The organism is Paraburkholderia adhaesiva (assembly GCF_021390575.1).
Lineage (GTDB): Bacteria > Pseudomonadota > Gammaproteobacteria > Burkholderiales > Burkholderiaceae > Paraburkholderia > Paraburkholderia adhaesiva.
In genome coordinates, this window is the sequence record NZ_JAJEJQ010000002.1 from 1577171 (window position 1) to 1602257 (window position 25087).

16 protein-coding genes and 1 pseudogene are annotated in these 25087 nt (G+C 61.3%); 5 read left to right on the top strand and 12 right to left on the bottom strand.

Annotated elements, in window-relative coordinates:
• Positions 1-60: 60 nt before the first annotated feature.
• The 5 genes from L0U80_RS22730 to glcD are packed head-to-tail and all read right to left on the bottom strand — an operon-like array spanning position 61 to position 6500.
• A complete protein-coding gene (locus tag L0U80_RS22730; protein ID WP_233870428.1) occupies positions 61-2235 on the bottom strand; it encodes a malate synthase G in 2175 nt (724 codons plus the stop codon).
• A gap of 38 nt (positions 2236-2273) precedes the next feature.
• On the bottom strand, positions 2274-2678 hold the full coding sequence (locus L0U80_RS22735) for a GlcG/HbpS family heme-binding protein (protein ID WP_233870431.1): 405 nt from the start codon (positions 2676-2678) through the stop codon (positions 2274-2276).
• Position 2679: 1 nt separating this feature from the next.
• On the bottom strand, positions 2680-3915 hold the full coding sequence (gene glcF / locus L0U80_RS22740) for a glycolate oxidase subunit GlcF (protein ID WP_233870434.1): 1236 nt from the start codon (positions 3913-3915) through the stop codon (positions 2680-2682).
• 18 nt (positions 3916-3933) lie between these two features.
• A complete protein-coding gene (glcE, locus tag L0U80_RS22745; protein ID WP_233870437.1) occupies positions 3934-5001 on the bottom strand; it encodes a glycolate oxidase subunit GlcE in 1068 nt (355 codons plus the stop codon).
• Positions 5001-6500, bottom strand: a complete 1500-nt coding sequence (gene glcD, locus L0U80_RS22750; protein ID WP_233870440.1) for a glycolate oxidase subunit GlcD — start codon at positions 6498-6500, stop codon at positions 5001-5003. Before glcD ends, glcE begins: the two co-directional genes overlap by 1 nt.
• A 222-nt stretch (positions 6501-6722) precedes the next feature.
• On the opposite strand from glcD, the gene glcC reads away from it, so the two are divergent.
• Positions 6723-7487, top strand: a complete 765-nt coding sequence (gene glcC / locus L0U80_RS22755; protein ID WP_233870442.1) for a transcriptional regulator GlcC — start codon at positions 6723-6725, stop codon at positions 7485-7487.
• Positions 7488-7589: 102 nt separating this feature from the next.
• Here the strand turns inward: glcC and L0U80_RS22760 are convergent, their stop codons facing one another.
• The 4 genes from L0U80_RS22760 to L0U80_RS22775 all read right to left on the bottom strand — a co-directional run bounded on the left by L0U80_RS22760 (position 7590) and on the right by L0U80_RS22775 (position 14900).
• Complete coding sequence (locus L0U80_RS22760; protein WP_233870445.1) at positions 7590-9140, bottom strand: methyl-accepting chemotaxis protein; 1551 nt, start codon at positions 9138-9140, stop codon at positions 7590-7592.
• Between the two features lie 491 nt (positions 9141-9631).
• Entirely contained in the window at positions 9632-9940 is a 309-nt protein-coding gene (locus L0U80_RS22765) for a hypothetical protein (RefSeq protein WP_233870448.1), read from the bottom strand.
• Between the two features lie 986 nt (positions 9941-10926).
• The gene (locus tag L0U80_RS22770; protein WP_233870451.1) at positions 10927-11319 is read right to left on the bottom strand and encodes a hypothetical protein; all 393 of its coding nucleotides are present in this window, start codon (positions 11317-11319) and stop codon (positions 10927-10929) included.
• Between the two features lie 461 nt (positions 11320-11780).
• Positions 11781-14900, bottom strand: coding sequence for a diguanylate cyclase (locus tag L0U80_RS22775; RefSeq protein ID WP_233870454.1), 3120 nt, complete (start codon positions 14898-14900; stop codon positions 11781-11783).
• 852 nt (positions 14901-15752) lie between these two features.
• On the opposite strand from L0U80_RS22775, the gene L0U80_RS22780 reads away from it, so the two are divergent.
• The 3 genes and pseudogenes from L0U80_RS22780 to L0U80_RS22790 form a co-directional block, all read left to right on the top strand.
• Entirely contained in the window at positions 15753-17318 is a 1566-nt protein-coding gene (locus L0U80_RS22780) for a c-type cytochrome (RefSeq protein ID WP_373322257.1), read from the top strand.
• Between the two features lie 33 nt (positions 17319-17351).
• Positions 17352-18487, top strand: a protein-coding gene (locus L0U80_RS22785) for an IS3 family transposase (protein ID WP_373322092.1) whose coding sequence is annotated in 2 segments (ribosomal slippage) — positions 17352-17607 and positions 17607-18487 — 1137 coding nt in all. Because the reading frame shifts where the segments join, the coding sequence is not laid out codon by codon here.
• A 64-nt stretch (positions 18488-18551) separates the two neighbouring features.
• A pseudogene (locus tag L0U80_RS22790) lies at positions 18552-19115 on the top strand (c-type cytochrome); the annotation flags it as partial.
• A gap of 76 nt (positions 19116-19191) precedes the next feature.
• Here L0U80_RS22790 and L0U80_RS22795 read toward each other — a convergent pair.
• Positions 19192-19842, bottom strand: a complete 651-nt coding sequence (locus tag L0U80_RS22795; RefSeq protein ID WP_233870457.1) for a BON domain-containing protein — start codon at positions 19840-19842, stop codon at positions 19192-19194.
• Between the two features lie 390 nt (positions 19843-20232).
• A complete protein-coding gene (locus tag L0U80_RS22800) occupies positions 20233-20814 on the bottom strand; it encodes a hemerythrin domain-containing protein (protein ID WP_233870460.1) in 582 nt (193 codons plus the stop codon).
• A 399-nt stretch (positions 20815-21213) separates the two neighbouring features.
• Here L0U80_RS22800 and L0U80_RS22805 point away from each other — a divergent pair, with 399 nt between their 5' ends.
• Positions 21214-23763 carry an EAL domain-containing protein gene (locus tag L0U80_RS22805; RefSeq protein WP_233870463.1) on the top strand — a complete coding sequence of 850 codons (2550 nt, stop codon included), beginning with the start codon at positions 21214-21216 and terminating at the stop codon, positions 23761-23763.
• A gap of 197 nt (positions 23764-23960) precedes the next feature.
• Here L0U80_RS22805 and L0U80_RS22810 read toward each other — a convergent pair whose 3' ends face one another.
• Entirely contained in the window at positions 23961-24560 is a 600-nt protein-coding gene (locus L0U80_RS22810; RefSeq protein WP_233870466.1) for a tetratricopeptide repeat protein, read from the bottom strand.
• Positions 24561-25087 lie beyond the last annotated feature (527 nt).

Below are 25087 nucleotides of genomic sequence, written 5' to 3' on the forward strand. Positions count from 1 at the left end.
CGCGGCCCATCGTCGAAGCGACAAAAAAAAGGCGGGCGCCGTGGCGCCCGCCTTCGATAATCAGCCTGCTCGCTGGTGTTTCTTGAACGCGAGTCGATACTGATGCAGCAGCGGCTCGGTGTAGCCGCTCGGCTGTTCCTTGCCTTCGAACGCGAGTGCGCACGCTGCCTTGAATGCGTAAGACGCATCGAAGTTCGGCGCCATCGGAACGTAATTCGCGTCGCCGGCGTTCTGCTGGTCGACGACGGCCGCCATGCGCTTGAACACGTCGAGCACGAACTCACGCGTGATCACGCCGTGGCGCAACCAGTTCGCGATGTGCTGGCTCGAGATGCGCAGCGTCGCGCGATCTTCCATCAGGCCGATGTTGTTGATATCGGGCACCTTGGAGCAGCCGACACCTTGTTCGACCCAGCGCACGACATAGCCGAGAATGCCCTGCGCGTTGTTCTCGACTTCGCGGCGGATTTCCTCTTCGCTCCACTGCGCACGCTCGACAACAGGTACCGTGAGCAGCCCGTCGAGCAGCGCATCGCGTTCCTGCGCGTAGTCGATTTTTTCGAGTTCCTGCTGGACGGCCTGAACGTCGACATCGTGATAGTGCATTGCGTGCAGCGTCGCCGCAGTCGGGGACGGCACCCACGCCGTGTTCGCGCCCGCGCGCGGATGCGCGATCTTCTGTTCGAGCATCGCGTGCATGAGGTCCGGCATCGCCCACATGCCCTTGCCGATCTGCGCGCGGCCACGCAGGCCTGCGGACAGGCCGGCGAGCACGTTGCTGCGTTCATACGCGGTGATCCACGCCGACGACTTCATGTCGCCCTTGCGGAGCATCGGGCCCGCTTCCATCGCGGTGTGCATTTCGTCGCCGGTGCGGTCGAGGAAGCCGGTGTTGATGAACGCGACGCGCGACGACGCAGCCGCGATACACGCCGACAGGTTCACGCTCGTACGGCGCTCCTCGTCCATGATGCCCATCTTGATCGTCTCGCGCGGCAGGCCGAGCAGGTCTTCGACGCGCGAGAACAGATCGGCGGCAAAGGCCACTTCGACCGGGCCGTGCATCTTCGGCTTCACGATGTAGATCGAGCCCTTGCGCGAATTGCGCTTCGCTTTCAGGTCGTGCATCGAGCAGAGCGTCGTGATGACGCCGTCGAGAACGCCTTCCGGGATCTCGTTGCCGTCGCGGTCGAGCACGGCGGGCGTCGTCATCAGATGGCCGACGTTGCGCACGAAGAGCAGCGAGCGGCCATGCAGCGTAACCGTCGATCCGTCCGGTGCGTGGTATTCGCGGTCGGCATTCAGACGACGCGTGAACGAGCGGCCACCCTTCGAGACTTCCTCAACCAGCGTGCCCTGCATGAGGCCAAGCCAGTTGCGGTAGAGCTCGACCTTGTCGCTGGCGTCGACGGCCGCGACCGAATCTTCGCAGTCGATGATCGTCGTGACGGCCGCTTCGAGGATCACGTCCTTCACGTGGGCCGGATCGCTCGCGCCGATCGGCGTCGAAGCGTCGATCTGGATCTCGACGTGCAGGCCGTGGTGCTTGAGCAGGATCGCGGTCGGTGCGGCAGCGTCGCCCTGATAGCCGACGAATTGCGCCGGGTCGGCGAGTTGCGTGGAGCCCGAAGCGGTCTTGACCGACAGCTTGCCGCCTTCCACCGTGTAGCCCGTCGAGGCGCGGTGCGAGCCGCTCGCGAGCGGTGCGGCGCGATCGAGGAAGTCACGCGCGAACGCGATCACACGCTCGCCGCGCACGGGGTTATACGCGCCATCGCGCGTTGCGCCGCCGTCTTCCGGCAGCGCATCGGTGCCGTACAGCGCGTCGTACAGGCTGCCCCAGCGTGCGTTTGCGGCGTTGAGCGCATAGCGCGCGTTCGACAGCGGCACGACGAGTTGCGGACCCGCTTGCGACGCGATCTCGCTATCGACGTTTGCGGTCGTTGCAACGACGCGCTCCGGCGCCGGCACGATATAGCCGATTTGCGTCAGATGTGCGCGGTAGGCGCGCAGGTCGCGCACCGGGCCCGGATTCGCGCGATGCCATGCGTCGAGTTCGAGTTGCATGCGGTCGCGCTCGGCGAGCAGCGCGCGGTTACGCGGCGCGAGCTCGTGCACGAGCGCCGAGAAACCGCTCCAGAACGCGCCGGTGTCGACGCCAGTACCGGGCAATGCTTCCGTTTCGATGAACCGGGCAAGCCCTTCGTCGACCTTAAGTCCGTGGTGTTCGATCATTTCGCTTCCTTCGTGCTTAACTGAATACGCTGTTGCGCTTACGCGGCGATGCTGTTTGCGCCGGCCTTTGCGACCTGCGCGTCCTGGTCGGACTTCACGCCCGAGACGCCGACGGCGCCAATCACCTGCCCATCGACGATGACCGGTACACCGCCTTCGAGCGTCGCGACAAGCGGCGCGCTCAGGAACGCAGTGCGGCCGCCGTTGATCATATCTTCATAGGCCTTCGACTCGCGACGGCCAAGCGCGGCGGTACGTGCCTTCTCCTGCGAGATGTACGAACTCACCGGCGCCGTGCCATCGAGGCGTGCGAGCGCGAGCGGATGGCCACCGTCGTCGACCACTGCGATTGCGACGGCCCAGCCGTTACGCTCGGCTTCGGCGCGTGCTGCATCGAGGATTCGGGTCGCTTCGGCAATGCCGAGTACGGGTTTCATCTGCATCTCAGTTTTTCTCCAGGTCGGGGTTCAGCATTGAATCGACAAGCTCGATCCAGTGCGTGATGTGCGTGCGGCCCGCGCTGTTCAGGTGCGACTGACAGCCGACATTCGCCGTCACGATCGCATCCGGCTTGCCGGCTTCGAGCGCATCCAGCTTATTGTCGCGCAATTGTTTCGCAATTTCAGGTTGCGTGAGCGAATACGTCCCCGCCGAGCCGCAGCACAGATGGGAATTCGCCACGCTGGTCAGATCGAAGCCAAGGCGCGTGAGCACGCCTTCGACTGCGCCGCCGAGGCGCTGCGCATGCTGCAGCGTGCACGGGCAGTGGAATGCGATCCGCTTGCTGGTAACGGGCGCAAGTGCTTCGAGCGGCTCGGCAGTAATCACTTCGACGAGGTCGCGCGCAAGCGCGCTCACGCGCCGTGCCTTGTCCGCATAGGCCTTATCGAAACGCAGCAGGTCGCCGTATTCCTTCACGAACGCGCCGCAGCCGCTCGCCGAAATCACGATCGCCTCGGCGCCTGCCTCGATGGCGGGCCACCACGCGTCGATGTTACGCCGGGCGCGATTGAGACCCGCATCCTGCGCGTTCATGTGGTATTCGGTGGCGCCGCAGCAGCCGGCCTGCGGCGCGGGCGTCACGCTGATCCCGAGCCGGTCGAGCACGCGCGCGGCGGCGCCGTTCGTGTTCGGCGCGAGCGACGGCTGCACGCAGCCTTCGAGCATCAACACGCGACGTGCGTGCCGCGCACGCGGACGCGGGCTCGCTGCCGGCGCCTTTGCTGGAATCTTGTCGCGCAGCGACTCGGGCAACAGACCGCGCACGGCGCGGCCCGCGCCGAGCAGCGCAGCGAATGTTTTCGGCCGCGGCACGGTGTGGCGCAGCCCCGCGCGCAGCAAGCGGTCGCCAAGCGGCCGCGTCGTGCGGCGCTCGACCTCGGCGCGCCCGATGTCGAGCAGCGAGTGATACCGAACGCCCGACGGACACGTCGTTTCGCAGTTGCGGCAGGAGAGGCAGCGGTCGAGATGCAGCTGCGTCTTTTCGGTGACGGGCTGCCCTTCGAGCATCTGCTTGATCAGATAGATCCGGCCGCGCGGCCCGTCGAGTTCGTTGCCGAGCAACTGGTAAGTCGGGCAGGTCGCGTTACAGAACCCGCAGTGCACGCAGGCGCGCAGGATCGATTCCGCCTCTTCGGCGCGTTCGAGGGCCTGCGCCGCTTCGCTAAGATTGGTTTGCATCGGATTAGGCAGTCAGCGTCAGAGATCCGCGTACATGCGGCCCGGGTTGAAGATCCCCAGCGGGTCGAGTTGCGCTTTCAGGCGCCGGTGCAATTGCATCAGCGGATCGGGCAGCGGCTGGAACGGCGTATCGGTCGCGCCCGGCGTGAACGCGCTTGCGTGGCCGCCGAGCTCGCGCGCAATGCGGCGAACTTCGCTCGCATCCGCATCGGTCTTGAGCCAGCGTTGCGCGCCGCCCCAGTCGAGCAGCGCGTCGCCCGGCAATGCCGAATTGGGCGCCGCGACGGGCAGAGACAGGCGCCACAGCGGGCGTGCATCGGCGAAGAACGGGAGCGTGAAGTCGCGCAGTTGGGTCCAGAACGATTCGTCGGCATCGGCGCCGCCGATCGCTTCACGCGCGCCGCGCACCGAGCCCACACCGCCTTCGAGACGCACTTGCAGTACGCCATCGGCGTGGCATGCGCCAGTGACGGGCAGCCCCGTGCGGCGCCAGGCGGTGAGCCGCTCGCGCGCAGCGTCCGGCGTGAGTTCGAGCGCAACGTAACGCGACGCACGCGGCTTCGGCAGCACCTTGAACGACACTTCGGTCACGAGCCCGAGGCAGCCGAAGCTCCCGACCATCAGTCGCGAAACGTCATAGCCCGCGACGTTCTTCATCACTTCGCCGCCGAAACGCAGGTGCTGGGCATCGCCGGTAATCACACGGCAACCGAGCGCAAAGTCGCGCACCGCGCCAACCCACGGACGCCGTGCACCGGACACGCCGGCTGCGAACATGCCGCCCATCGTGGCCAGGCCGTCGAACGCGGGCGCCTCGAAAGGCAGCATCTGGCCGGCTTCGTCGAGCACGGCTTCGACATCGGCGAGCGGCGTGCCCGCGCGCGCGGTCACGACGAGTTCGGTCGGGTCGTACTGAACAATGCCGCGATGACGGCGTGTGTCGATTTCAGGCGCATCAACCACGCGCCCGATGAATGCCTTGCTGTCGCCGCCGCGGATACGCAACGGCGTGCGTGCGGCGCGCGCCGCCTCAACCTGCGCGATCAATGCGGCGCTGTCGTCCATCGAATCCAGTTCGCGTCGCATCAAAACCGCTCCAGTTCGGGAAATTTAAGTTGACCCATGTGGACGTGCATCTTGCCGAATTCGGCGCAGCGACGCAGCGTCGGAATGTTCTTGCCGGGGTTCAGCAGGGACGATGGATCGAACGCAGCCTTGACCGCGTGGAAAAACTCGATCTCGGCTTGCTTGAACTGCACGCACATCTGGTTGATCTTCTCGCGACCCACACCATGCTCGCCCGTGATGCTGCCGCCCACCTCGACGCACAGTTCGAGGATCCGGCCGCCGAGCGCCTCGGCGCGGTCCATCTCGCCAGGCTTGTTTGCGTCGAAGAGGATGAGCGGATGCAGATTGCCGTCGCCCGCATGAAACACGTTCGCGACCCGCAGGCCGAACTGGTCGGACAGCGCGGCGATCCCCGTCAGCACGCGCGGCAGCTCGCGCCGCGGAATCGTGCCGTCCATGCAGTAGTAGTCCGGCGTGATGCGGCCCACAGCCGGAAACGCGTTCTTGCGCCCGGCCCAGAAGCGCTGCCGCTCGGCCTCGTCGCGTGCAACGCGCAAGTCCGACGCGCCCGCCGCCTGCAGCAGTGCGCCAACGCGCTCGACGTCCTCGTCGACGTCATCGCACGAACCATCCAGTTCGCAGAGCAGGATCGCCTCGGCGTCGACCGGGTAGCCGGCGTGAATGAAGTCCTCGGCCGCACGGATCGACAGGTTATCCATCATCTCGAGGCCGCCGGGAATCACGCCCTCGCCGATGATCTTCGCGACCGCCTGGCCCGCGACAACCACGTCGTCGAAGCTCGCCATCAGCACCTTGACGCTCGGCGGTTTCGGCAGCAGCTTCACGGTCACCTCCACGACGATGCCCAGCATCCCCTCCGAGCCCGTGAACAGCGCGAGCAGGTCGAAGCCGGGGCTGTCGAAGGCATCGCTGCCCAGCGTGATCAGCTCGCCGTCGATCGTCAGAATCTCGACCTTCAGAACGTTGTGGACGGTGAGACCGTACTTGAGGCAGTGCACGCCGCCCGCGTTCTCGGCGATATTGCCGCCGATCGAGCAGGCGATCTGCGACGAGGGGTCCGGCGCGTAGTAGAGACCGTGCTGGGCGACAGCCTGCGAGATCGCGAGGTTGCGCACGCCAGGCTGCACGCGCGCGATGCACGCGTCCGTATCGACTTCGAGAATCTGCGTGAATTTCGCCATGACGAGCAGGATGCCCTTCTCGAGCGGCATCGCGCCGCCGGACAGGCCCGTGCCCGCACCACGCGCCACGACCGGCACACCGCGTGCGGCTGCGATCTTCAGCACGGCGCGGACCTCGTCGACCGTCGACGGCAGCACCACGAGGAGCGGCACCGCGCGATAGGCGGCGAGGCCGTCGCATTCGAACGGCCGCAGGTCCTCACGATCCGTCAGGATTTCAAGCCTGGGTGCGCCCGCGCGCAGCGCAGCCGCGAGTTCTGCGCGATCGACCGTCGGCAGCGGGCCGTCGATCGCTTCGTCGTACATGAAGCTCATTGCCTTGTCTCCACCATGCGAGCGACGCATGGCGCCCTTTTCCATGAATCCGGCGATTTTTCTGGGTGTGCGACCTGTTGTCCAGTGCCTGCAGCCGTGGTCATACCAGTTTTTTATAGAGGCTCTTCCCTGGGGGCTTTGCGCGCCCGCAAAAGCCAATGAATTCAACGGTTCATGCGACAATCACGCATGTCGCGCAAAAGTGGTCATACCAGTATGAAAATGCATGCAGAACCGCCTCTCTCGCGGCGCGTCGCCGACGTGGCGGCCGAGCGCATCGAGAAGCTCATTGTCGAGGGCATCCTCAAGGTCGGTCAGGCGCTGCCGTCCGAGCGGCGCCTGACGGAAAAGCTTGGCGTGTCGCGCACCGCGCTGCGCGAGGGGATGAAACTGCTGCGCGCACGCGGCGTTATCGACACCGTGCACGGCAAAGGCTCGTTCGTCGCGGACCTGACCGAGCAAGGGCAGATCACGCCGATGATGCACCTGCTCGCATCGCAGCCGCGCACGCTCTACGACCTGTTCGAGGTGCGCGGGATGCTCGAGGCCGAGGCGGCCCGTCTCGCGGCACGGCGCGGTACCGATGCCGATTTCGTCCTGATCACCCGGCGCTATGAGGAGATGATCGCGCCCGAAGCGCAGGACCTGCCGCCGGAAGCACGTGCGAAGCTCGACCACGCGTTTCATCGCGCGATCTGCGAGGCATCGCACAACCCGGTGCTCGTCAACACGCTGCAGTCGCTGACCGACCTGCTGCTGAGTTCGGTCTTCGCATCCGTCAACAACCTCTACCACCGCGAGCCGCTCAAGAAGCAGATCGACCGGCAGCACGCGCGCCTCTACAACGCCGTCACCGGACGGTTGCCCGAGCAGGCACGCAAGGCGGCGAGCGAGCATATCCGCAACGTCATTGAATATCTGCGCGAGATCGAAAGCGAAGAGCAGCGCCTCGTGCGGGCCACCCTTCGGCTCGAAGGGTGGAAGTAAGCGCCTCGATCGCGGTGGCGCTCAAGGCGGCACGTCGTCGATCAAGCGGGATTTCACCGCACGGATTCTCTGGTCGACGAAATAGCCGCCTTTAGGGCGAGATTAGGCGAGCCTGAACTGGTCAACGTTCGACCGAAGGTCCTGAGCCTGAGCTTGCAGCGAATGCGCAGCAGCAGCAGCCTGCTCGACGAGCGCGGCATTTTGCTGGGTCACCGAGTCCATCTGGGTCACCGCTTCGCTGACCTGCGAAATGCCCTTGCTCTGCTCCGCCGACGCCGCCGAAATCTCATTCACGATGTCCGTGACGCGCTTCACGGCCTCGACAATCTCGCCCATCGTGGTACCCGCCGAATCGACGTACTCGGCGCCCGACTTCACGCGACCGACCGAGTCCTGAATCAGGTCCTTGATTTCCCGCGATGCAGACGCAGCACGCTGTGCAAGCGAGCGCACCTCGGCAGCAACGACCGCGAAACCACGCCCTTGCTCTCCGGCACGCGCAGCCTCCACAGCGGCGTTGAGCGCGAGGATGTTGGTCTGGAACGCGATGCTTTCGATCGTGCCGACAATGCTGGCAATCTGGTCCGAACTCGCGTTGATGCCGTTCATGGTTTCGACCACCTGCTGCACGACGCCGCCACCACGCTTTGCAGCGTCCAACGCGTGCGAAGCGATATTGCTCGCCTGACGCGCGTTGTCCGCATTGTGGTTGACGGTGGAGGTCAGCTCCTCCATGCTCGCGGCGGTTTCCTCAAGCGATGCGGCCTGCTCTTCCGTGCGCTGCGACAGATCCTGATTGCCGGCGGCGATCTGCCCCGTTGCGGACGCAATCGATTCGCTCGAACTGCGAATCGTCCGGATCATCGTGCTCAACTGCTCCTGCATTTGCTTCATCGAATGCATGAGACTGCTGCGGTCGTTCGGAGCCGTGTGAACAACGACAGACAGGTCGTTATTCGCAATACGGCTGGCAATCTCGACCGCCTCGGCCGGATCGCCGCCAAGCGTGCCCAGGATGCTCCGGTTCAGCCAGATCACAACGGCAGCCAGCACCGCGGCGGCAATAACGAGGCCACCGAGGCTCTGATAGAGGGAGGTGCGGAATGCGGCGTCGATGTCATCGGTGTAAGCGCCGGTCTGCAGAATCCAGTCCCACGGTTCGTATGGAGCCGCAAACGACACCTTCGGGCCGATCTCATTGGTACCGGGCTTCGGGAACGAATAGCGAACGAAGCCGCGGCCATCCCTCTTCACGACGTCAACGGTGTCGCGATACAAGGCAACCCCGTTCGGATCCTTGTAGTCGTTCATGTTGCGCCCTTGCATTTCCGGATGGATCGGGTGCATCAGAATGACGGGTTCGGAATTCATCAGCGTGAAATATCCGGTCCCGCCTTGCCCATAACGCAGTCCGCGGATCGCTGCCAGCGCCTGCTTTTTGGCTTCGTCGACAGTGATGGTTCCGGCTGTCGCCTGCTCTGCATACGCCTTGGTCGTCGCGATTGCCAGTTCCGTCGCGTGAATCAGATCCGTCTTTCGCTCGTCGTAGCGAACTTCCCGAATCCGGTAAGCATCGACAACCGACATCACGACAAAGAACGCAAGGCTAAGGATAAGAGGCGTCCAAAGCTTCTGGGAAAAGGAAAGTTTCACGATCACTCCGTCTGTAATTCGATCTTGCGAGTACGCAGGCTGCCTACGTTTACGGCACGGTCGCACTATTTCTTTAGGCTTTTGATGAGTACCGTTTAGCCCGCCGGAAATCATGGGTGGACGAAATTCCTCCTCGCCTGCCGACTGGCCGCGGCACTCGTATCCCGCGTACGTCTTTTGAATTAATCCACGTTCACTCTATGGATATTTATTCAAGCAATGGCGAACAAGATATTTCCAGATCGAGTTCGGGCCACGCAGGAGACGTGATCACCCTGTCTATCTACGACACTCAACTTTCGAGCGTGTCACCCGAAAATCGATGACGATCAGAATGTCTCGCAGTCGTCGCCCGACTGAGCACAGAATTGCGAAATCCGCTTCCACGAACGGCAACGTCCGATGCGTTCGCCGTCAGTATGCTGGCCCGCTTCGCACTTTGCGACTTCAGGCAGACCGTGCCCGTCAACGATCGCCCATCAAAGCTGTCTCTATTCCTTCTGAGCGTCACGACTACTTCCAGACGGACTTTCCCCCTGCATCCGGTCGATCGTTATCAACATGCGTTCGATTTCCTCGAAGAAAACATCAGCGTCGGCGGGAAACTCCACGCGCACTGTGGCGGCCAGTTTTTCGTTGAGCACGGACTGCCTGACGCTTTCGAGTGCATCGCCGTTCGCGGCATCGGCTGCCTCGCAAGCCTTCACAATCGCATGATGAGCCAGCATCCTGAGCGCTGCCCGGGCTAACCTCGTCTCTGGTTGCGACTCTTTATCAACCACCGCGCCATTCCCGATCATGCGGCGCCTTCTCGAACACTTCTCATAAACAACGTCCTGCCTCATGGCCTCAGTGGAATACCTCGACAGCATCAACCAGTAGTGTCGCCTGCTGTTGCCGGTTTTTCGACACTGCCGTGTTTTGCTCGACCAGAACAACATCCGAATACGGACCGTAGATTGGCACATCCTTACCTGTGAGGCGAAGGTTCGTGCTAGTTACGCGACTCACGATTGCTTTTTTGCGTCGATACCGTTGCCACTCAACGTGACGATGGCCGCCCCGAGGGCACCGTGAACGAATACAACGCTGCGGGCAAATAGCGTGTCAAAGCATCGACATAGCGCGCCTGTGCGGTACTTCATGAGTTGGCGTGTCATTTTGTATTGGGGAGTGCACCGGTCGAGCACACGGTCGCATCAACTTTTTTTAGCGGGCTAAAGCGTCCGCACCTGTTCTAGATCTCATTTCGGCCCGCGCAAAGAAATCTTTAGGTGTTTCACCTATATATTTTCAATTTCCTTCTATTTCGTTACTGCGTAACGCTTGTGCGCGTTTTTTTATGCAAGACGAAAAAAGGCAATTAGCCGTCCTTTCAACCCGCCGAATCCGACAGACAGAGTTGTCGCAGCGCTTCGGTATAACCGGTTATCTACGGCGTAGATTAGACGGTCAGCAAAATGCCGAATGCCGTCGTGTGGATGCGAGTCCACGACGTGACGGTCAAGATCATTGCTGGTATGTGGTTAAGCGAGATCGGTTTTTTTATACGGTGAACCACCGACCCTTTCGGACCTATTCCTTGTCGGCCTCGACATTTCCGGGTGGAAACGTTCCATCAATAGCAGTATTTTGGAACCGCGGCATACATTCCCGCTCCCAAACCAGAATATGCGAGACACACCCAGGGCGGGCGTATTCGCTTATGCCAGGTTTTCCGGCGACATCACGATCTGACTCGCTTGCCGGTGTGAATTCAACACAACCGGATCGAAGATCCAATCGCTCAAATGCGGACCAATTCGATCGGGCCGAACCACGTCACGGCGAAGAATCCAGTATGCGTGGAAAACTTTCCCTCGGCCCAGCCGGCTGGCACCATGAAAACCGCTGCGACGCCACCCCTCAGCCCCGTCACGCTGTTTCTCACCGGGCGGTGGACCAATTGCTCCAGATCGGCCTTCGTGGCGACGTACATGTACTCGCTCGCCCGGTACCAGTGCCCGTTGGCGTTTGTGTAGAGTACATAACGCCCGCTGGTCTTCTCGATCTTCAACAAGGGATAGGTTTGTCCCTGAATCGACTCTCCCCAGGTGCCAACCAGATTGTCCGGACCATCATGCGAGCACGCTGCCATCAATCCGGCGAGGCTAATAATGCAGAGCAACCGTTTTAACATCGAGACGATAGGGCACGTCACGTGCCGCTGAGTATTCCAACCCGTCGCCGGGACTGGCCGTTAGTTATTCACGGAATGTGTCACCTGACACAACCTCGCACGAGATCGCCGGAGTTCTGAAGGTGATCACGGGTGCCTTGACGGCAGGCACCCGGGATTTTAAAGGAGAACAACAAGATGAAGGCGATTGCCCGATCTGTTTTGAGCCCGCGCCCGACTCAGGACGCCAACTGGCGGCGATCCATCGAGGAATAACGACCGTACGAGCGCTTTCTTGAGCGGCAGCTTTGGTGTGGAAGTGCAGTATTTGCCAACGCCGTGGGAATCCTGGCCGGGCGCGGCCAATTCGTGGCATTCGAAGCACTACACCGACGCTCTGAATCGAAGCTACGCGCTCCGCAAATCCGAACCTGAGGCGTGAGGCTGATATGACATGCCGACACGCGGCGCCGTCGTCATCGTCACATCAATGCCGCAATCAACCTTTCGCGAGCAGCCAGATACTCTGGGGCAAACGTGCCGTGATGCCTCGCGGCGTCCAGTAGCGACATCTGTAAAGCCGCATCGACCGATTCGAACGGCAGGATCGGCACATCTGCAGGTTGAATTTCAAATACCCGTGAACGCGACGATCCAAATAGCAATCGCAGATGAGTTTCCCAGATTAGCAGCTTCGCGAGCCTCGCAAGGTGCCCTTCCGGATTCGCCCGATCGGGAGCTTCCCAAGCCTCGCAATGCTGTCGCATCCATTCCGTGAGTCCGGCTGCGGGCATGGGACGCGCAATTGCGTAACCCTGAGCCGCGTCCGCACCCAGCAGCGCGATCGCATCGATCAGGTCGACGCTCTCAACACCTTCCACCACGACAGTTTTGCCGAGCGCATGGCACAGATTGGTCAGCTGGTAGATCGAACTCAGCACGTCGATGGGGGTTCGTTCGACGCCCAGCACCAGACTGCGGTCAAGCTTGATCACATCGAATGGCTGCGAACGCAGACGATCGAGGCTGCTGTGTCCGGCGCCCAGGTCGTCCTCCGCGAGCTTGATGCCGAGCGCCCTGAATTGATCGAGCCCGTGGCGCAAACTCTGGCCCGAGACCATATCCGACGTCTCAAGCACTTCAAGCATCAATCGCTGCGGCTGGTTGCCATATCGGCGCAACGCCTCACGCGTAATTTCGTAAAAGCGCGGATCGTGAATGGCTTCGGCGGGAAGATTGATGGACAACTCCATGTCGAGCCCGTCGCTCAACCAGCGATTCTGCTGCTCGAGTACCTGATGAAGTCCCCGGGTATAGACCACGACGAAGTCCTCACGTGACAGGCAGGGAAAGAACTTGCCGGGCGCCAGTACTTCGTCGCCGTCCCGTAACCGGGCCAGCGCCTCGGCTCGCTTCACCCGGCCAGACACCAGATGCCTGATCGGCTGATAGTGCATTTCGAGCGCGGACGTCCCGATCAGGCTCGCCCAGCGCTGTCGCGTCGACCACGGCAAGGCATGCACCGTTCGCGAGCCACTCTCCAGACGCGCAATGGCGAACGTCAGCAAGGCCTGCATCTGCCGGATGAAGCCAACCTGCTCCGCGGACGCATAGCCCCCCGGCAGCTTGCTGTACAACGTCAGCACCGTGCCCGGCGTGCGATTCGGCGGAGACAGCGGAATCGCGACGCTGGAGCGAATTCCGTATCGCCGCGCGATTTCGAGCCACGGCCCCATCCGGTAGTCTGTTTCGACATTCATGCAGCGCTCGACTTGCCCGCCTGTCCACGCGCGCCCTGTCGGCCCCTGCCCCTGCGGCTGCTCCCCTTTGGTAATTACGCTGAGTTCTTTGGCCTCGATATCGGCCAGATAGGCCCTCAACCGCTCGCCGGACACTGACTCGAAGCGAAAAGCGCCGTCAATCGCCGGACGCCCAAACGAGCAGCCGGCGCAGCCGTCCAACGCGCCGATGATAGATGCCGCTTTGACGATCAGATCGGCGTGGCTCGTTGCGCTCCATGCCAGTTCGGTGATGCGAAGCAGTACATCCTGGGACGTTTCATGAACCAGTCTCGCCGCTTCGATCTGCCAGGTGAGCTCGCGGGTCAAGCGGCGGGACAGCGTCGCCAGCGCGGCATGATGCGCCGTCGCATCGACATGTCGGCTCACCACGGCGTGCAGGATTTCCTGAGCATGCGCGAGATCCCGGGAACTCACGCCAAAGATGGCATAAACGCGTCCTGCTTTCAGGCTAACGGTACGATGCCTGGCGGAGGTCAAATCGGGCGAAGCCACCAGCATCAGGTTCTCTATCTGACGCCTTTTAAGGTCATACAACTCGGGATCCGCCAGGTTCCGCATAAACTTGCCCACGCCCGGCAGACCCTGAATGTATTCATGGAACTCATCAACAACCTTACCGGCGATGGGTCTCAGTACATCGGTCAACGCGGCCATCTCGGGCGCCAGATCGTCGCCATACAGATGGGCAAGTTCTTCGAGCTTGACGACCCCTGGCGTCACCAGATTGTCGCGTGAACCCGTTGTGCTGGACGGGCCTCGCGAATCGTCGCCAGCACAGGGCTGGGGCGCAACCACCCTGTTTCGTCCTGTACGCTTGGCCTCGTACAGACACTGATCTGCCCGTCCGATCAGATCCTCGAACGAATCATCGGAACGCCCGTCGAACGTCGATACGCCAACGCTGACCGTCAACCCACCCTGCACGCCCGCGACACTCGCGCCGGGTACTTCCTCGACCAAACGCCGGATGGCCTGTGCGACCTCGATGGCCTGGCGCTGGCCGGCATCCTGGAGCACCACGCAGAATTCTTCGCCGCCGTAGCGACCCGCTATACCCTCGGAGCGCAGCAGGCTGTCCGCGATGCAGTTCGCGATAACGCGCAGCGCCTTGTCGCCGGCCAGATGTCCGAGGGTATCGTTGTGTTGCTTGAAATGGTCGACATCGAGCATCAAAACGGAAACGCTCGAACCCGCCCGGCGTGCCCGAGCCAGAATGCGATCAGCTTCCCTTTCGAGCATGGCGCGGTTCGGCAGTCCGGTCAGCGAGTCGAACCAGGCGAGGCGCTGCAGACTGCTATGTGCTTCCTCATGTTCGAAAGCGAGCACACACAGGCGAAGACACGCTTCGGCGAGCCTTCCGTGGAAGTCGGTCGGCTCCGTGGGTTGCCTGAAATAGAACGCCAGACTGCCGAGCACCCGCCCGGTTCGATCCTTGATCGGATGCGACCAGCAAGCACGCATACCCAGCAGCTTCGCCAGATGCATCAGCGCATGCCAGTTCGGGTCGTCGTGAATATCGCGCGTAAGGACGGGGCGGCCAAACATCATCGCGGGACCGCAGGTTCCGAAGTCGGGCGCGACCTGCTTGCCATCGATCGCCTCGTTATAGCCGGACGGCAAACCAGGGGCCGCGAGCGTATGAATCACACCGTCGCTGTCCAGCCTGAGTGTGGATACGACGATTTCGGGCGCGATACGGTGCACTTCGCAGCACAGCGCGGACATCGTCTCCGACAGAGACAAATTGGCGGTCATCGCCGAGAGCATGACGTCCTGTAACGCCAGCAAGGTCAATTCCACTTCGCCTGATCCTCCCGGATTATTGCCGGACGACCTTTTCCCCAATACCCGGGAACTCGTCGCGTCACGCCCTTATCTTCGCGCACAGCTTCTTCTCAATCACGGCACTTTCCCCGGGCGTGCTTTTCTTGCTGCGACGCCATTCAAATGATTGTCTTGCTGGGCGGCCTCAACGAAACACGACGAGCGCATTCACCGCCAACGTCAGATTTTCCGATTCCACAGCAATTTGCCCAAGCCGTGCGGCACCGCTCTGCGTGCTTTTAATGCCACACCGGCTCTCTCACTGTCCCAGGGAGCAATTATTCATTGATTGATTCACCGCGGCGGCAGCAAATTCATTTTTTTGTTCGACAGCCAGGCTATCGCCCCGCGTGCCCGCGATGGCCGATTCAATCTATGCACCTTTCATTTGGTTGCATGCGCAACTTTATCTGCGGATTCGTATCGATACCCGGTCTGCTAAAAATTATCTCATATTCGACCGACGCACTCCATCATTGCGACATGCTTATGCATTGTCGCTTCTACATTCACGACCCGGAAACGTAATCATCCAAGCTATGCAAGATTAATAGCCAAAGCTGACACATGACGGTTTGACGCGGCTTTCAGCTCACCTGGACAATCACGTTTACGACCGCGTCCAGAATTAACTCCAATCCGCAGTTTGTTTTTTTGATATTGAGCAAATTGAATAGCTACTTGTCCAGAACAGCAAAGCTACTATCAGCATCGGCCTGATCCACACTATTACTCCCCATCTCGAATATTGAATCCATCTTCGTTAGCCGCAGCGAATTAGTGTTTCAGCGACGTACGTACCCGGAAAATTTCGCATCATTTCCCACCATGAATCATCAATTGAAGAACTGGTTCAACCGGAATCAGAGGAAGTTCCAGATCTGGATTCTGGCTGCCCTGACGATACCCGGACAATGGGCCGCTGCCGCTGTCCCGGCCGCAAGCACTGACGCCGATCTCGTCGCCCATGGCGCGTATGTCGCCCGCGTGGGTGATTGCGTCGCCTGCCACACTGCTCCCGAAGGCAAACCGATGGCGGGCGGGCTTGCATTGAACACACCGTTCGGCGCGGTCTATTCGACCAACATCACGCCGGATGAGACAACCGGCATTGGGCGATATACGTTTGCGGAATTCGATCGGGTCATGCGCAAAGGGGTGGCCGCCGACGGGCACAACCTTTATCCCGCCATGCCTTACCCGTCGTACGCGAAGATCAGCGACGAGGATTTGCATGCGCTGTTTGCCTACCTGAAGCATGGCGTCCAGCCGGTTCAGCAGGCCAACAAGGCGCTCGGCATCAGCTGGCCTTTCAACATGCGCTGGGGTCTCGCCGTCTGGAACGGGCTTTTCCTCGATGACACACCTTTCACGCCCAGTCCAGCTCATGACGCGACCTGGAATCGAGGCGCCTATCTCACGCAGAGTCTCGGTCACTGCGGCGCGTGTCATACGCCTCGGGGCATCTGGTTCCAGGAAAAGGCCATGTCCGATGCAGGCCACTACGGCGGCCTCTATCTGTCCGGCGCGAAGGTTGAATCATGGCACGCGCCCGATCTGCGCAATCTGTGGACAGTGGATGATCTGGTCACGTTGCTGAAGACCGGACAAAACCGCTATGCGTCGGCGGCCGGCGGCATGACCGACGTGATTCACCACAGCACGCAATACATGACCGACGACGACCTGAAAGCAATGGCGGTCTACATGAAGTCGCTGCCTGCGGGAAAGCGCAGTCCGGCTGCAGCGCACACGCAAGCGGTAACGACTACTGCCGCTGCCGAGCCGGCCGGGCTCTTCACGTCGAAGGGCGGGCTCGGATACGCGCAGTTTTGTGCTTCCTGTCACCAGACGGACGGCCGAGGTGTCTCGTCGGCCTTCCCGCCGCTTGCTGAAAATCCGGCCGTGATTGCGGACAATACCGAGTCGCTGATCCACATCGCGCTGACCGGCTGGAAGTCCGCGCAAACCGCAACATATCCGCGGGTCTATACCATGCCGTCCTTCGACGCGTTATCCGATCGGGAGCTGGCCGACATTCTGACGTTCGTGCGCAAGACCTGGGGCGGTCACAACGATGCAATTACCGCGTCGCAAGTGGGCAAGCTGCGCCGTGAACTTGTGGCTAATCAGCCCCGCACACCACCGTTCGAAACGCCGCGTTTCGCCGCGATGCTCGATCAGCCGAATGCGGAGCAACTCGTGCACGGAATGCGCCTGAACATGCAGACAAAGGCACTCCTGCCGTTCAACGTCGGCGATTCGCTGAACTGCGCGAGTTGTCACCTGAACGGCGGGACCGTTGCGTTTGCATCGCCCTACGTTGGACTTTCGTCGCAAAGAGGTGGCCGCGCAAATTCGGACAGTCGGATAAGTGGTTTGGCCGGGGCCTGAGCCAGCGATAATGCTGGCAAAGGAACCGAGGAAATGACGAAGAGAACCCGACGGACGCACTCAGCGGCGTTCAAAGCGAAAGTGGCACTGGCAGCGGTCAAAGGTGAGCGCACGCTGGCCGAACTGGCACAGCAGTTTGATGTACATCCGAACCAGATCACGGAATGGAAGCGGCAGTTGCAGGAGCGTGCGGCAGACGTGTTTGGTGCGACAGGTGCACCGTCGAGCGATCCGCCGGTGGACGTGAAAACGCTGCACGCGAAGATCGGGCAGTTGACGCTGGAGAACGATTTTTTGTCAGGAGCGCTCGGCAAAGCCGGACTGCTGAGCGCAAAGCGATGATTGACTGTACGCATGCGCTGCCGGTTTCGCGACAGACGCGACTGGTTGGCATCGCGAGATCGAGCGCATATTACCGGGCGCAGCCGGTCAGCGAGGTCGATCAGTTGCTGATGCGGCGAATCGACGAACTGCACATGGAGTTCCCATTTGCAGGGGCGCGGATGCTGGCGCGCCTGTTGCGCCGGGAAGGCCATGAGGTGGGTCGCCGTCGCGTACGCACGCTGATGAAGCGCATGGGCGTCGAGGCGCTGTACTGCAAGCCGAACACGAGCCGCCGCAACGCGCAGCACAAGATCTGGCCGTACCTGCTGCGCGGCATGAAGATCGAGCGTGCCAATCAGGTGTTCGCCCTCGACACGACGTACATTCCGATGGCGCGCGGCTTCGTGTACCTGACGGCAGTGGTGGACTGGGCGAGCCGCAAGATTCTCGCGTACCGGGTCGCCATCACGCTGGAAGCCACGCACGCCGTCGAGGCGCTGGAAGAGGCGTTCGCCCGCTACGGACTGCCCGACATCGTGAACACCGATCAGGGTAGCCAGTTCACGGCGGGCGCGTTCACCGAGGCGGTGCTGAGCCGGGGCGTGCGGCTGTCGATGGACGGCAAAGGGGCCTGGCGCGACAACGTGTTCGTCGAACGGGTGTGGCGCAGCATCAAGTACGAAGAGGTCTACCTGAAAGCGTACGAGTCGGTCAGCCATGCCCGGCGCTCCATCGGCGAATACGTCGAGCTGTACAACCGGAAACGGCCCCATTCGAGCCTGGCGGATCAGACCCCGGATGAGGCATACTTCGCGACGCTGCCTGCGATCAAATCGGCAGCATGATTGCCTCGGACGTTCCACTTAAAAATCTCAGATGACTGTCCGAACGAGTGAGGCCACCTCTCAATTCCCGAGTTACGCAGCACGTGCGGGCAAAGTGATCTCACTGGCGGACCGGATCAATGGCTGTTTCCTGCGTTCGATGAATGGCAAGGCGCTGCCTGTCGATTCGGCTGACATGAAGGCGATGGTGGCCTACTTCAACTGGATGGAAAAGGGTTGCCACCTGAACGACAAGATCCCCGGACGCGGCACTGGCAAGATCGACAACACCTTCAAGCCGAACCTCACCCACGGCAAGGATATTTACGCGGCGCAGTGCGCATCGTGCCACGGTGCCAATGGGGAGGGCACGAAACGTGCCGATAGTTCGTATATATATCCACCGCTGTGGGGCAATCAGTCGTTCAACATCGGGGCGGGGATGGCGCGGCTCTATACTGCGGCGGCCTTCGTGAAGAACAACATGCCGATTGGGGCGCAGAATCGCTTCCCGCTTGCGCAGGGCGGATTGAGCGATCAGGATGCTGTCGACGTGGCTGGCTACTTCACGACGCAATGGCGTTCGGATTTTCCGGCCAAGATCCACGACTGGCCGAATGGTGGAAAACCGAAGGACGCGCGGTATTGATATGGAGCGGGTGACAGTTATTTTCCTGCGCGCAAAGTCGTTGCCTTAATGTCGCGCCACGCTGTCGCCCTCTCCTTCATTCCACAATCAGATCGTCGATCACGGCGCGCACGCCTGGCGCCGACCATGCCGCGCCACGCGCTACCGCGCGCTCTGCGGACGAATGGACCTTGCCCGTGAGCCTGACCGTGCCATCGTGCACCGTCACGCGAATATGGCTCGCCTCGCGCTCGGCGTGCCGCTGCATCGCATTGTGAATCTGCCTGCCGATGGTCTCAGGCTCGAGGGTATGGCGCACGTCGATGTGGTTCACCACACCGGTCACACCGCGCAACTGCCCAATCACGCGTGCAGCCATCTGGCTTTGCCATGTCCAATCGACCGCGCCCGTCAACAGCACGTGGCCGCGATCGACCTGCAGGTCCACCGAATCCTCATGCAGACCGACCGTCCAGCGCAGTATCGAGCGCGCGATGTTCGTTATGTCCTCGTCCGTGCGCACATCGTGTCCGGCCAGACGCACCTGCATCTCGACGACGACCGCACGCACGCCGTCGACGCGGCGGGCAGCGTGCTCGGCAGCGAGCTTCGCCGCGTAGCTCGAAGGATGTCCCGATAGCGTCACCACGCGGTCCTTCACCTCGACACCGATATCGGACGCGGTGACCGCGGGCTCCCACTCCAGTTCTTCCTCGACGTCATGCTTCAGATCCAGATCGGTCTTCATCGTCCACTCCTGTTGAGAAGAGGCGAAGCACACTGCGCCAGCAACATGCCATCGAGCTTTGTGTTGTCGACCCGCGCCGCCATCGATCCACGCCAATAGCATTCGCGTGGATCAGACATTGAGGCGCCAACTGCGGTCACGGAGCGCTCGGGAGTTTCCGCCTAACATGATAGTCGTGCTCATCACGCTAAACAGCGCGTGAACGTCTGTACGTCAAAAATCGTTTGCCGATGCGCTCGACTTGCGGGAGCCGGTCACTACCGCACTTCTTATCGGCGTGGATTAAACGAATACAAAATTGGGTTTATCGAAGGCATACCGGCAAAATGTCCCCAATGAAAACCCAGCCCCCTCCAAGACCCCTCCTGCGCCAACTGCTCACTAACGTATTCAATCATCCGCCGACGGGATCGTATTCACGATCATCGCGTAGAGCCGGCCCAGATCCTCTTCGGCCTTCACGCCCTCCATGGGATCGCGATTAGCGCCAAAGGCCGCATCAATGTCGCGCCAGTCCTCCTTCGTCAGATAGCGGATAGCCGCCGGCAGGATGACTTCCTCCTCAAGTTTCCGGTGGGCGACATAGAACGCGGCATACGTCTCGACTTGCTGCTGCAGATCCGCAAGCGCCGGCCGCCCCTCTATTTCAAATCGCGTCAGCGCACGCTCGAGTTCGAGTACATGTGTTTCTCCGTCGACATGCTGTAGCCGCAATTCGTCGATCACGTCGTCGAGCGTATCGGTACGTTCCTGGAGATGAGCGAACAGATAGCGGTCCTCCTTGGGATGATGAATTTTCTCCGGAAATTCGCGGATGTAGTAAAGCATCGCGCGAAATAGCCCCGTACCCGGTGCGTGCTTTTCCGTACCGAGCAGGTGCACAAAGCTCAGCAGGCCGTCGACTACCATCGTGAGCTGCTGATGCTCGCGGACGATGATCTGGGTGGCGCGGCGCAACTCGAACGTATCCATGAGATGTCTCGCGAAAACCTGGGATGGGCGCGACGCAATACGGTCGCGCGTCGAGGCGCGAAGCGGTTGTGGTCGCTCTTACAGTCTGTACGCTGGAGCGCTGCCGCTATTGATTTGCGTCAAACGCATTCGGAGACGCGGAATCGTGGAGGCATCTGGATGTGCAAACGGAATTTGTCTGGAGATACTGGGGGGCGTCATTTATCGGTTCCCGCTTACCCGATCGCGAGTTTTGAATTCCTCATGCAATTGCGGCGAATCAGGATTCTCGCGCGGTGCGACAATTTGGCTCTCAAGACGAAGTCTGCGCTGACCGCTAAACCGATCTGGGATTAAAACACCGGCAAGCAACTTATCTCTAACAAATGCCGGGTTTCACCGCTCGGGGTCCGCGTACGAATGTATACAAGCAGCTACCACGTTCCCATTTCGAATCTGATTACACGGCCAATAGTCGCGTGCGCGCCGGACACCTCAGTACGTGAAGTCGTCCGGCGCATTCTTGTCGAAAGCTGCAGCTCGATCGTCGTGATGGATGACGTCACAGCGCTCGGCATCTGGACTGAAAAAGACGCGCTTTCCGCGGGCGAAGACCCCCGTGTGCTCGATCTTCCGATCAGCACCGCCATGAGCGCGCCACTGTTGACGCTGGATGCGCAAACCCCGCTCGGTGAAGCGGCAGTGCGCTTCAAGCAGTCGGGCGTGCGGCACTTTGGCGTCGTCAGCGATGGCGCGTGCATTGGCGTCATCACCCAGACAGACGTCGTCGTCAATCAGGGCGCGGAGTTTTTTCTGCGCCTGAAGTCACTGGCCTCGATACACCTGAACCCGCCCGTTGTCGTGCCGGAGCATCTCGCCCTGCATGATGCGATAGCAGGGATGCGCAGACAGAAGATCGACGCAATCGTCGTGAAATACGAGGATGGCGATCTCGGCATCCTGACCGAGCGCGACGTGGTGTGGTTGATCGCGAACGATGCGCTCGGCGGCACGGTCGGCGAGCATGCGAGTCGCCCCCTTCAGGCGCTTTCAGGAACGCAAAGCCTCTACGCTGCGCAGCGTTTCATGTTGCAGGAGCATATCCGGCATCTCGGCGTGCGCGACCGCGAAGGCAACCTCAACGGGTTGCTGAGTTTTGCGGACATTCTGCAGAACATCGAAGAGGAGTACGTTAGCGAGCTGCAGAGTGCGCTGATCGAGCGCGACGAAGCGCTCGCACGCGCGCGGTTCAGCCTGCGCATGGCGGATCTCGTCTTCGACTCCGCGCTCGAAGGCATCATGGTGACCGATCGAAGCGGGAAAATCGAACGCGTCAATCAGGCGTTTACGCGCCTCACCGGCTATGCGGAGGAGGAGGTAATCGGACGCAGTCCGAGCCTGCTCAACTCGGGCCATCAAGGCCCGGACTTCTACAAGGACATGTGGCGCTCGCTCGTGACCGACGGACACTGGCAAGGCGAGATCTGGAACCGCCGAAAAAGCGGCGAGCTTTATCTCGAGTACCTGACCATCACGAGCATTCACGATGGCGAAGGCAACATCTCGCACTACGCGGGCATCTTCTCGGACATCACGCAGCGACGACAAAACGAAGAGCGCCTACGCTACCTCGCAACACATGACGTGCTGACCGGGCTGGCCAATCGGGCGCTGTTCGAGGAGAGACTCGAACGAGCGATCGTTCACGCCAGCCAACGCAAACGCCAGGTCGCGGTCATGTATCTCGACCTCGACCGCTTCAAGCTCATCAACGATACGCTCGGGCACAACGCGGGCGACGAAGTATTAAAGGTAGTGGCTGCGCGGCTGCGGGAAAATATGCGCGACAGCGATACCGTCGCACGGCTCGGCGGCGACGAATTTGCATTCGTGGTGGAGGATTTCAGCGATGTCCGTGACGTAGGCCGTCTCGCGAAAGCGCTGCTCAACTCGGTCGGACAGCCCATCAATCTCGATGGCCACGATATCTTCACGACGCCAAGCATCGGCATCAGCGTCTATCCCGACGACGGAATCCAGGCCGGGCAACTGATGGCGCTCGCCGATCAGGCGATGTACGGCGCGAAGAGTCACGGACGCAACGCGTTCCAGTTCTTCGAGAGCAAAATGACATCGTCGGCCATGGCCCAGCTCGATCTGCTCGGCGAAGTACACCGCGCACTCGAACAGAACGAATATTGCCTGTTTTATCAGCCGCGGTATGACCTTTCGAGTGGGCAAGTCGTCGGAGTCGAAGCGCTGCTTCGCTGGCGTCACCCGCAGCGCGGGCTCCTCTCGCCGGACGCATTCATTTCCGTCGTCGAGCAGTCCGCGCTGATCGTGCCGCTCAGCCGCTGGGTCCTGCGCGAGGCTTGCCGACAAGCGCGAGACTGGCTCGACGCCGGGCTGGAATTTGGCCGCATCTCGGTCAACGTGTCGGCGCGGCTGTGCAACACCGAAGGGTTCCTCACCGGCTTGACCACGATTCTGAGCGAAACCGCATTGCCCGCCGATCGACTGCAGCTCGAGATCCTCGAAGGCATGACGATGAACAGCCGCGATGAAATTCGCGCGTTGCTTCGGGAGCTTGCGGCACGCGGTGTGAGCGTCACGATCGACGACTTCGGCACGGGCTACTCGTCGCTCGCGTATCTAAAGGATCTGCCAGTCCACACGCTGAAGATCGACCGGTTGTTTCTGAGCGGCGCCAACCCGCAAAGTCCGGATCGGGCGATCATTCGCGCGATCGTGGCGATGGGACGCGCACTTGAGCTATGTGTCGTGATGATAGGCGTAGAAACGCCGGATCAACTCGCGTTCCTGCGGGAAGCGGGTTGCCATCACGGGCAAGGGAATCTCCTGGCGGTTCCTGCTTCTGCGGAAGAGATGACCGAGCTTTTGCCGTACCCCTGTGAAGCGATCATCGCGCAGGCAGGCCACCAGAGCACGCACACGAATCCGGTAGCGTGAACGACCCGTCAGGTCTCGTCACGCTTCTGAGGCATTTGAATTGCCGATCGGCAATGGCCCTTGAGGCGCCCCGATATAGGGGCGCCTTATCATCGGCTAACGTAGTTAAACAACACGACGCTCGCTGCTCTGTTTCGATGGAGTCAGGCGCTTATGCGTTCTCCGAGTGCACGGTGCGCCGTCGCAGCGGAAAAACACTACTGGTTATCAGCGTCTGGCAAGGACGGATCAAAGGTCCGCGAAGCGTGCGCGCCCTGCTCGGCGATAGCGCGGGAAAGCAACGCCCGCGCTTCCTGACTCGATGCGTCGACAGTCAATGCCTGACCTGCGTTATGCCACGCGCAAACCCACTGTCCATTGCGCGCGCATAGCCGTGCGTAGCCAAGCAGGGAATCACGCTCCCCTTCTCGTGAAGCCAGTTCAGTCCGCATCTGCTGCGCCTCGCCGTTGGTGGGCTGCTCGGCAAGCGCGTTCATGAGCGACCGATGTGCCGGCGCCAGATCGTTCTTGTCGAGGCTTGCGCGTGCGATCGCCAGATTTCTCGCGACGTCGGCATGCACGCTCGCATCGGCTCGCCGGGCGATAACGCGTTCGTCGGCAACCCGTCGCTGCGAAGCCGTGTCGCGCTGAGCGGTATTGATGGGTGTTGCACCGGCCCCCCGCGGCTCCGGTTGCTTCGGCGGTGCATCCACAACTACGGTCTTTGTTGCGGGTGCTGCAGGTGTAACGGCCGTGACGGCGCCGTCGGGCGCGGCCGACGAGGCGACCGTTGCTGGTACTTCGGGCTGAACGGGCACGCTGATTACTGACGGCGTAGACCCATCGTGCGGAGCGGCATCCGCAGACGTATTCTGTGGCGCGAGCACTGATCCATGCGTCTGAACGCCTGCGGTCTGTTCCCGTTCACTGCGATGGAAGATCCCGTAAGCGGAGAACGCAATCGCAAACACCGCCACACTTGCGACCGCAAAGATCTGCGGACGCAAGTGACGCGTTGCCGTTTCCCTCGCATCTGCTGCGCGAGAAGCCGCGGACAACTGGTTCGCACCGCATTCGGGGCAAAATTTCATGGGTCCGTTGACCCAGGTCCCGCAGGCGGGACACTGACGCGGACGCCTGTCGAATTGGCCAGGTTCGTTGAGCATAGGGACACTACGGTTTTGATTGAACTAACAGACTGCGCCGCCAGAGTGCACGTCGCAGCAGGTGATGGGGAATTGCAAAACCCGTGCCGGATATTGCGGATCAATGGGCGGTGCACGAAAGCGTCCACTCGAATATGGACTGCCGTGGCATGAAGATCAATCTGCCGCTATGCCATGGC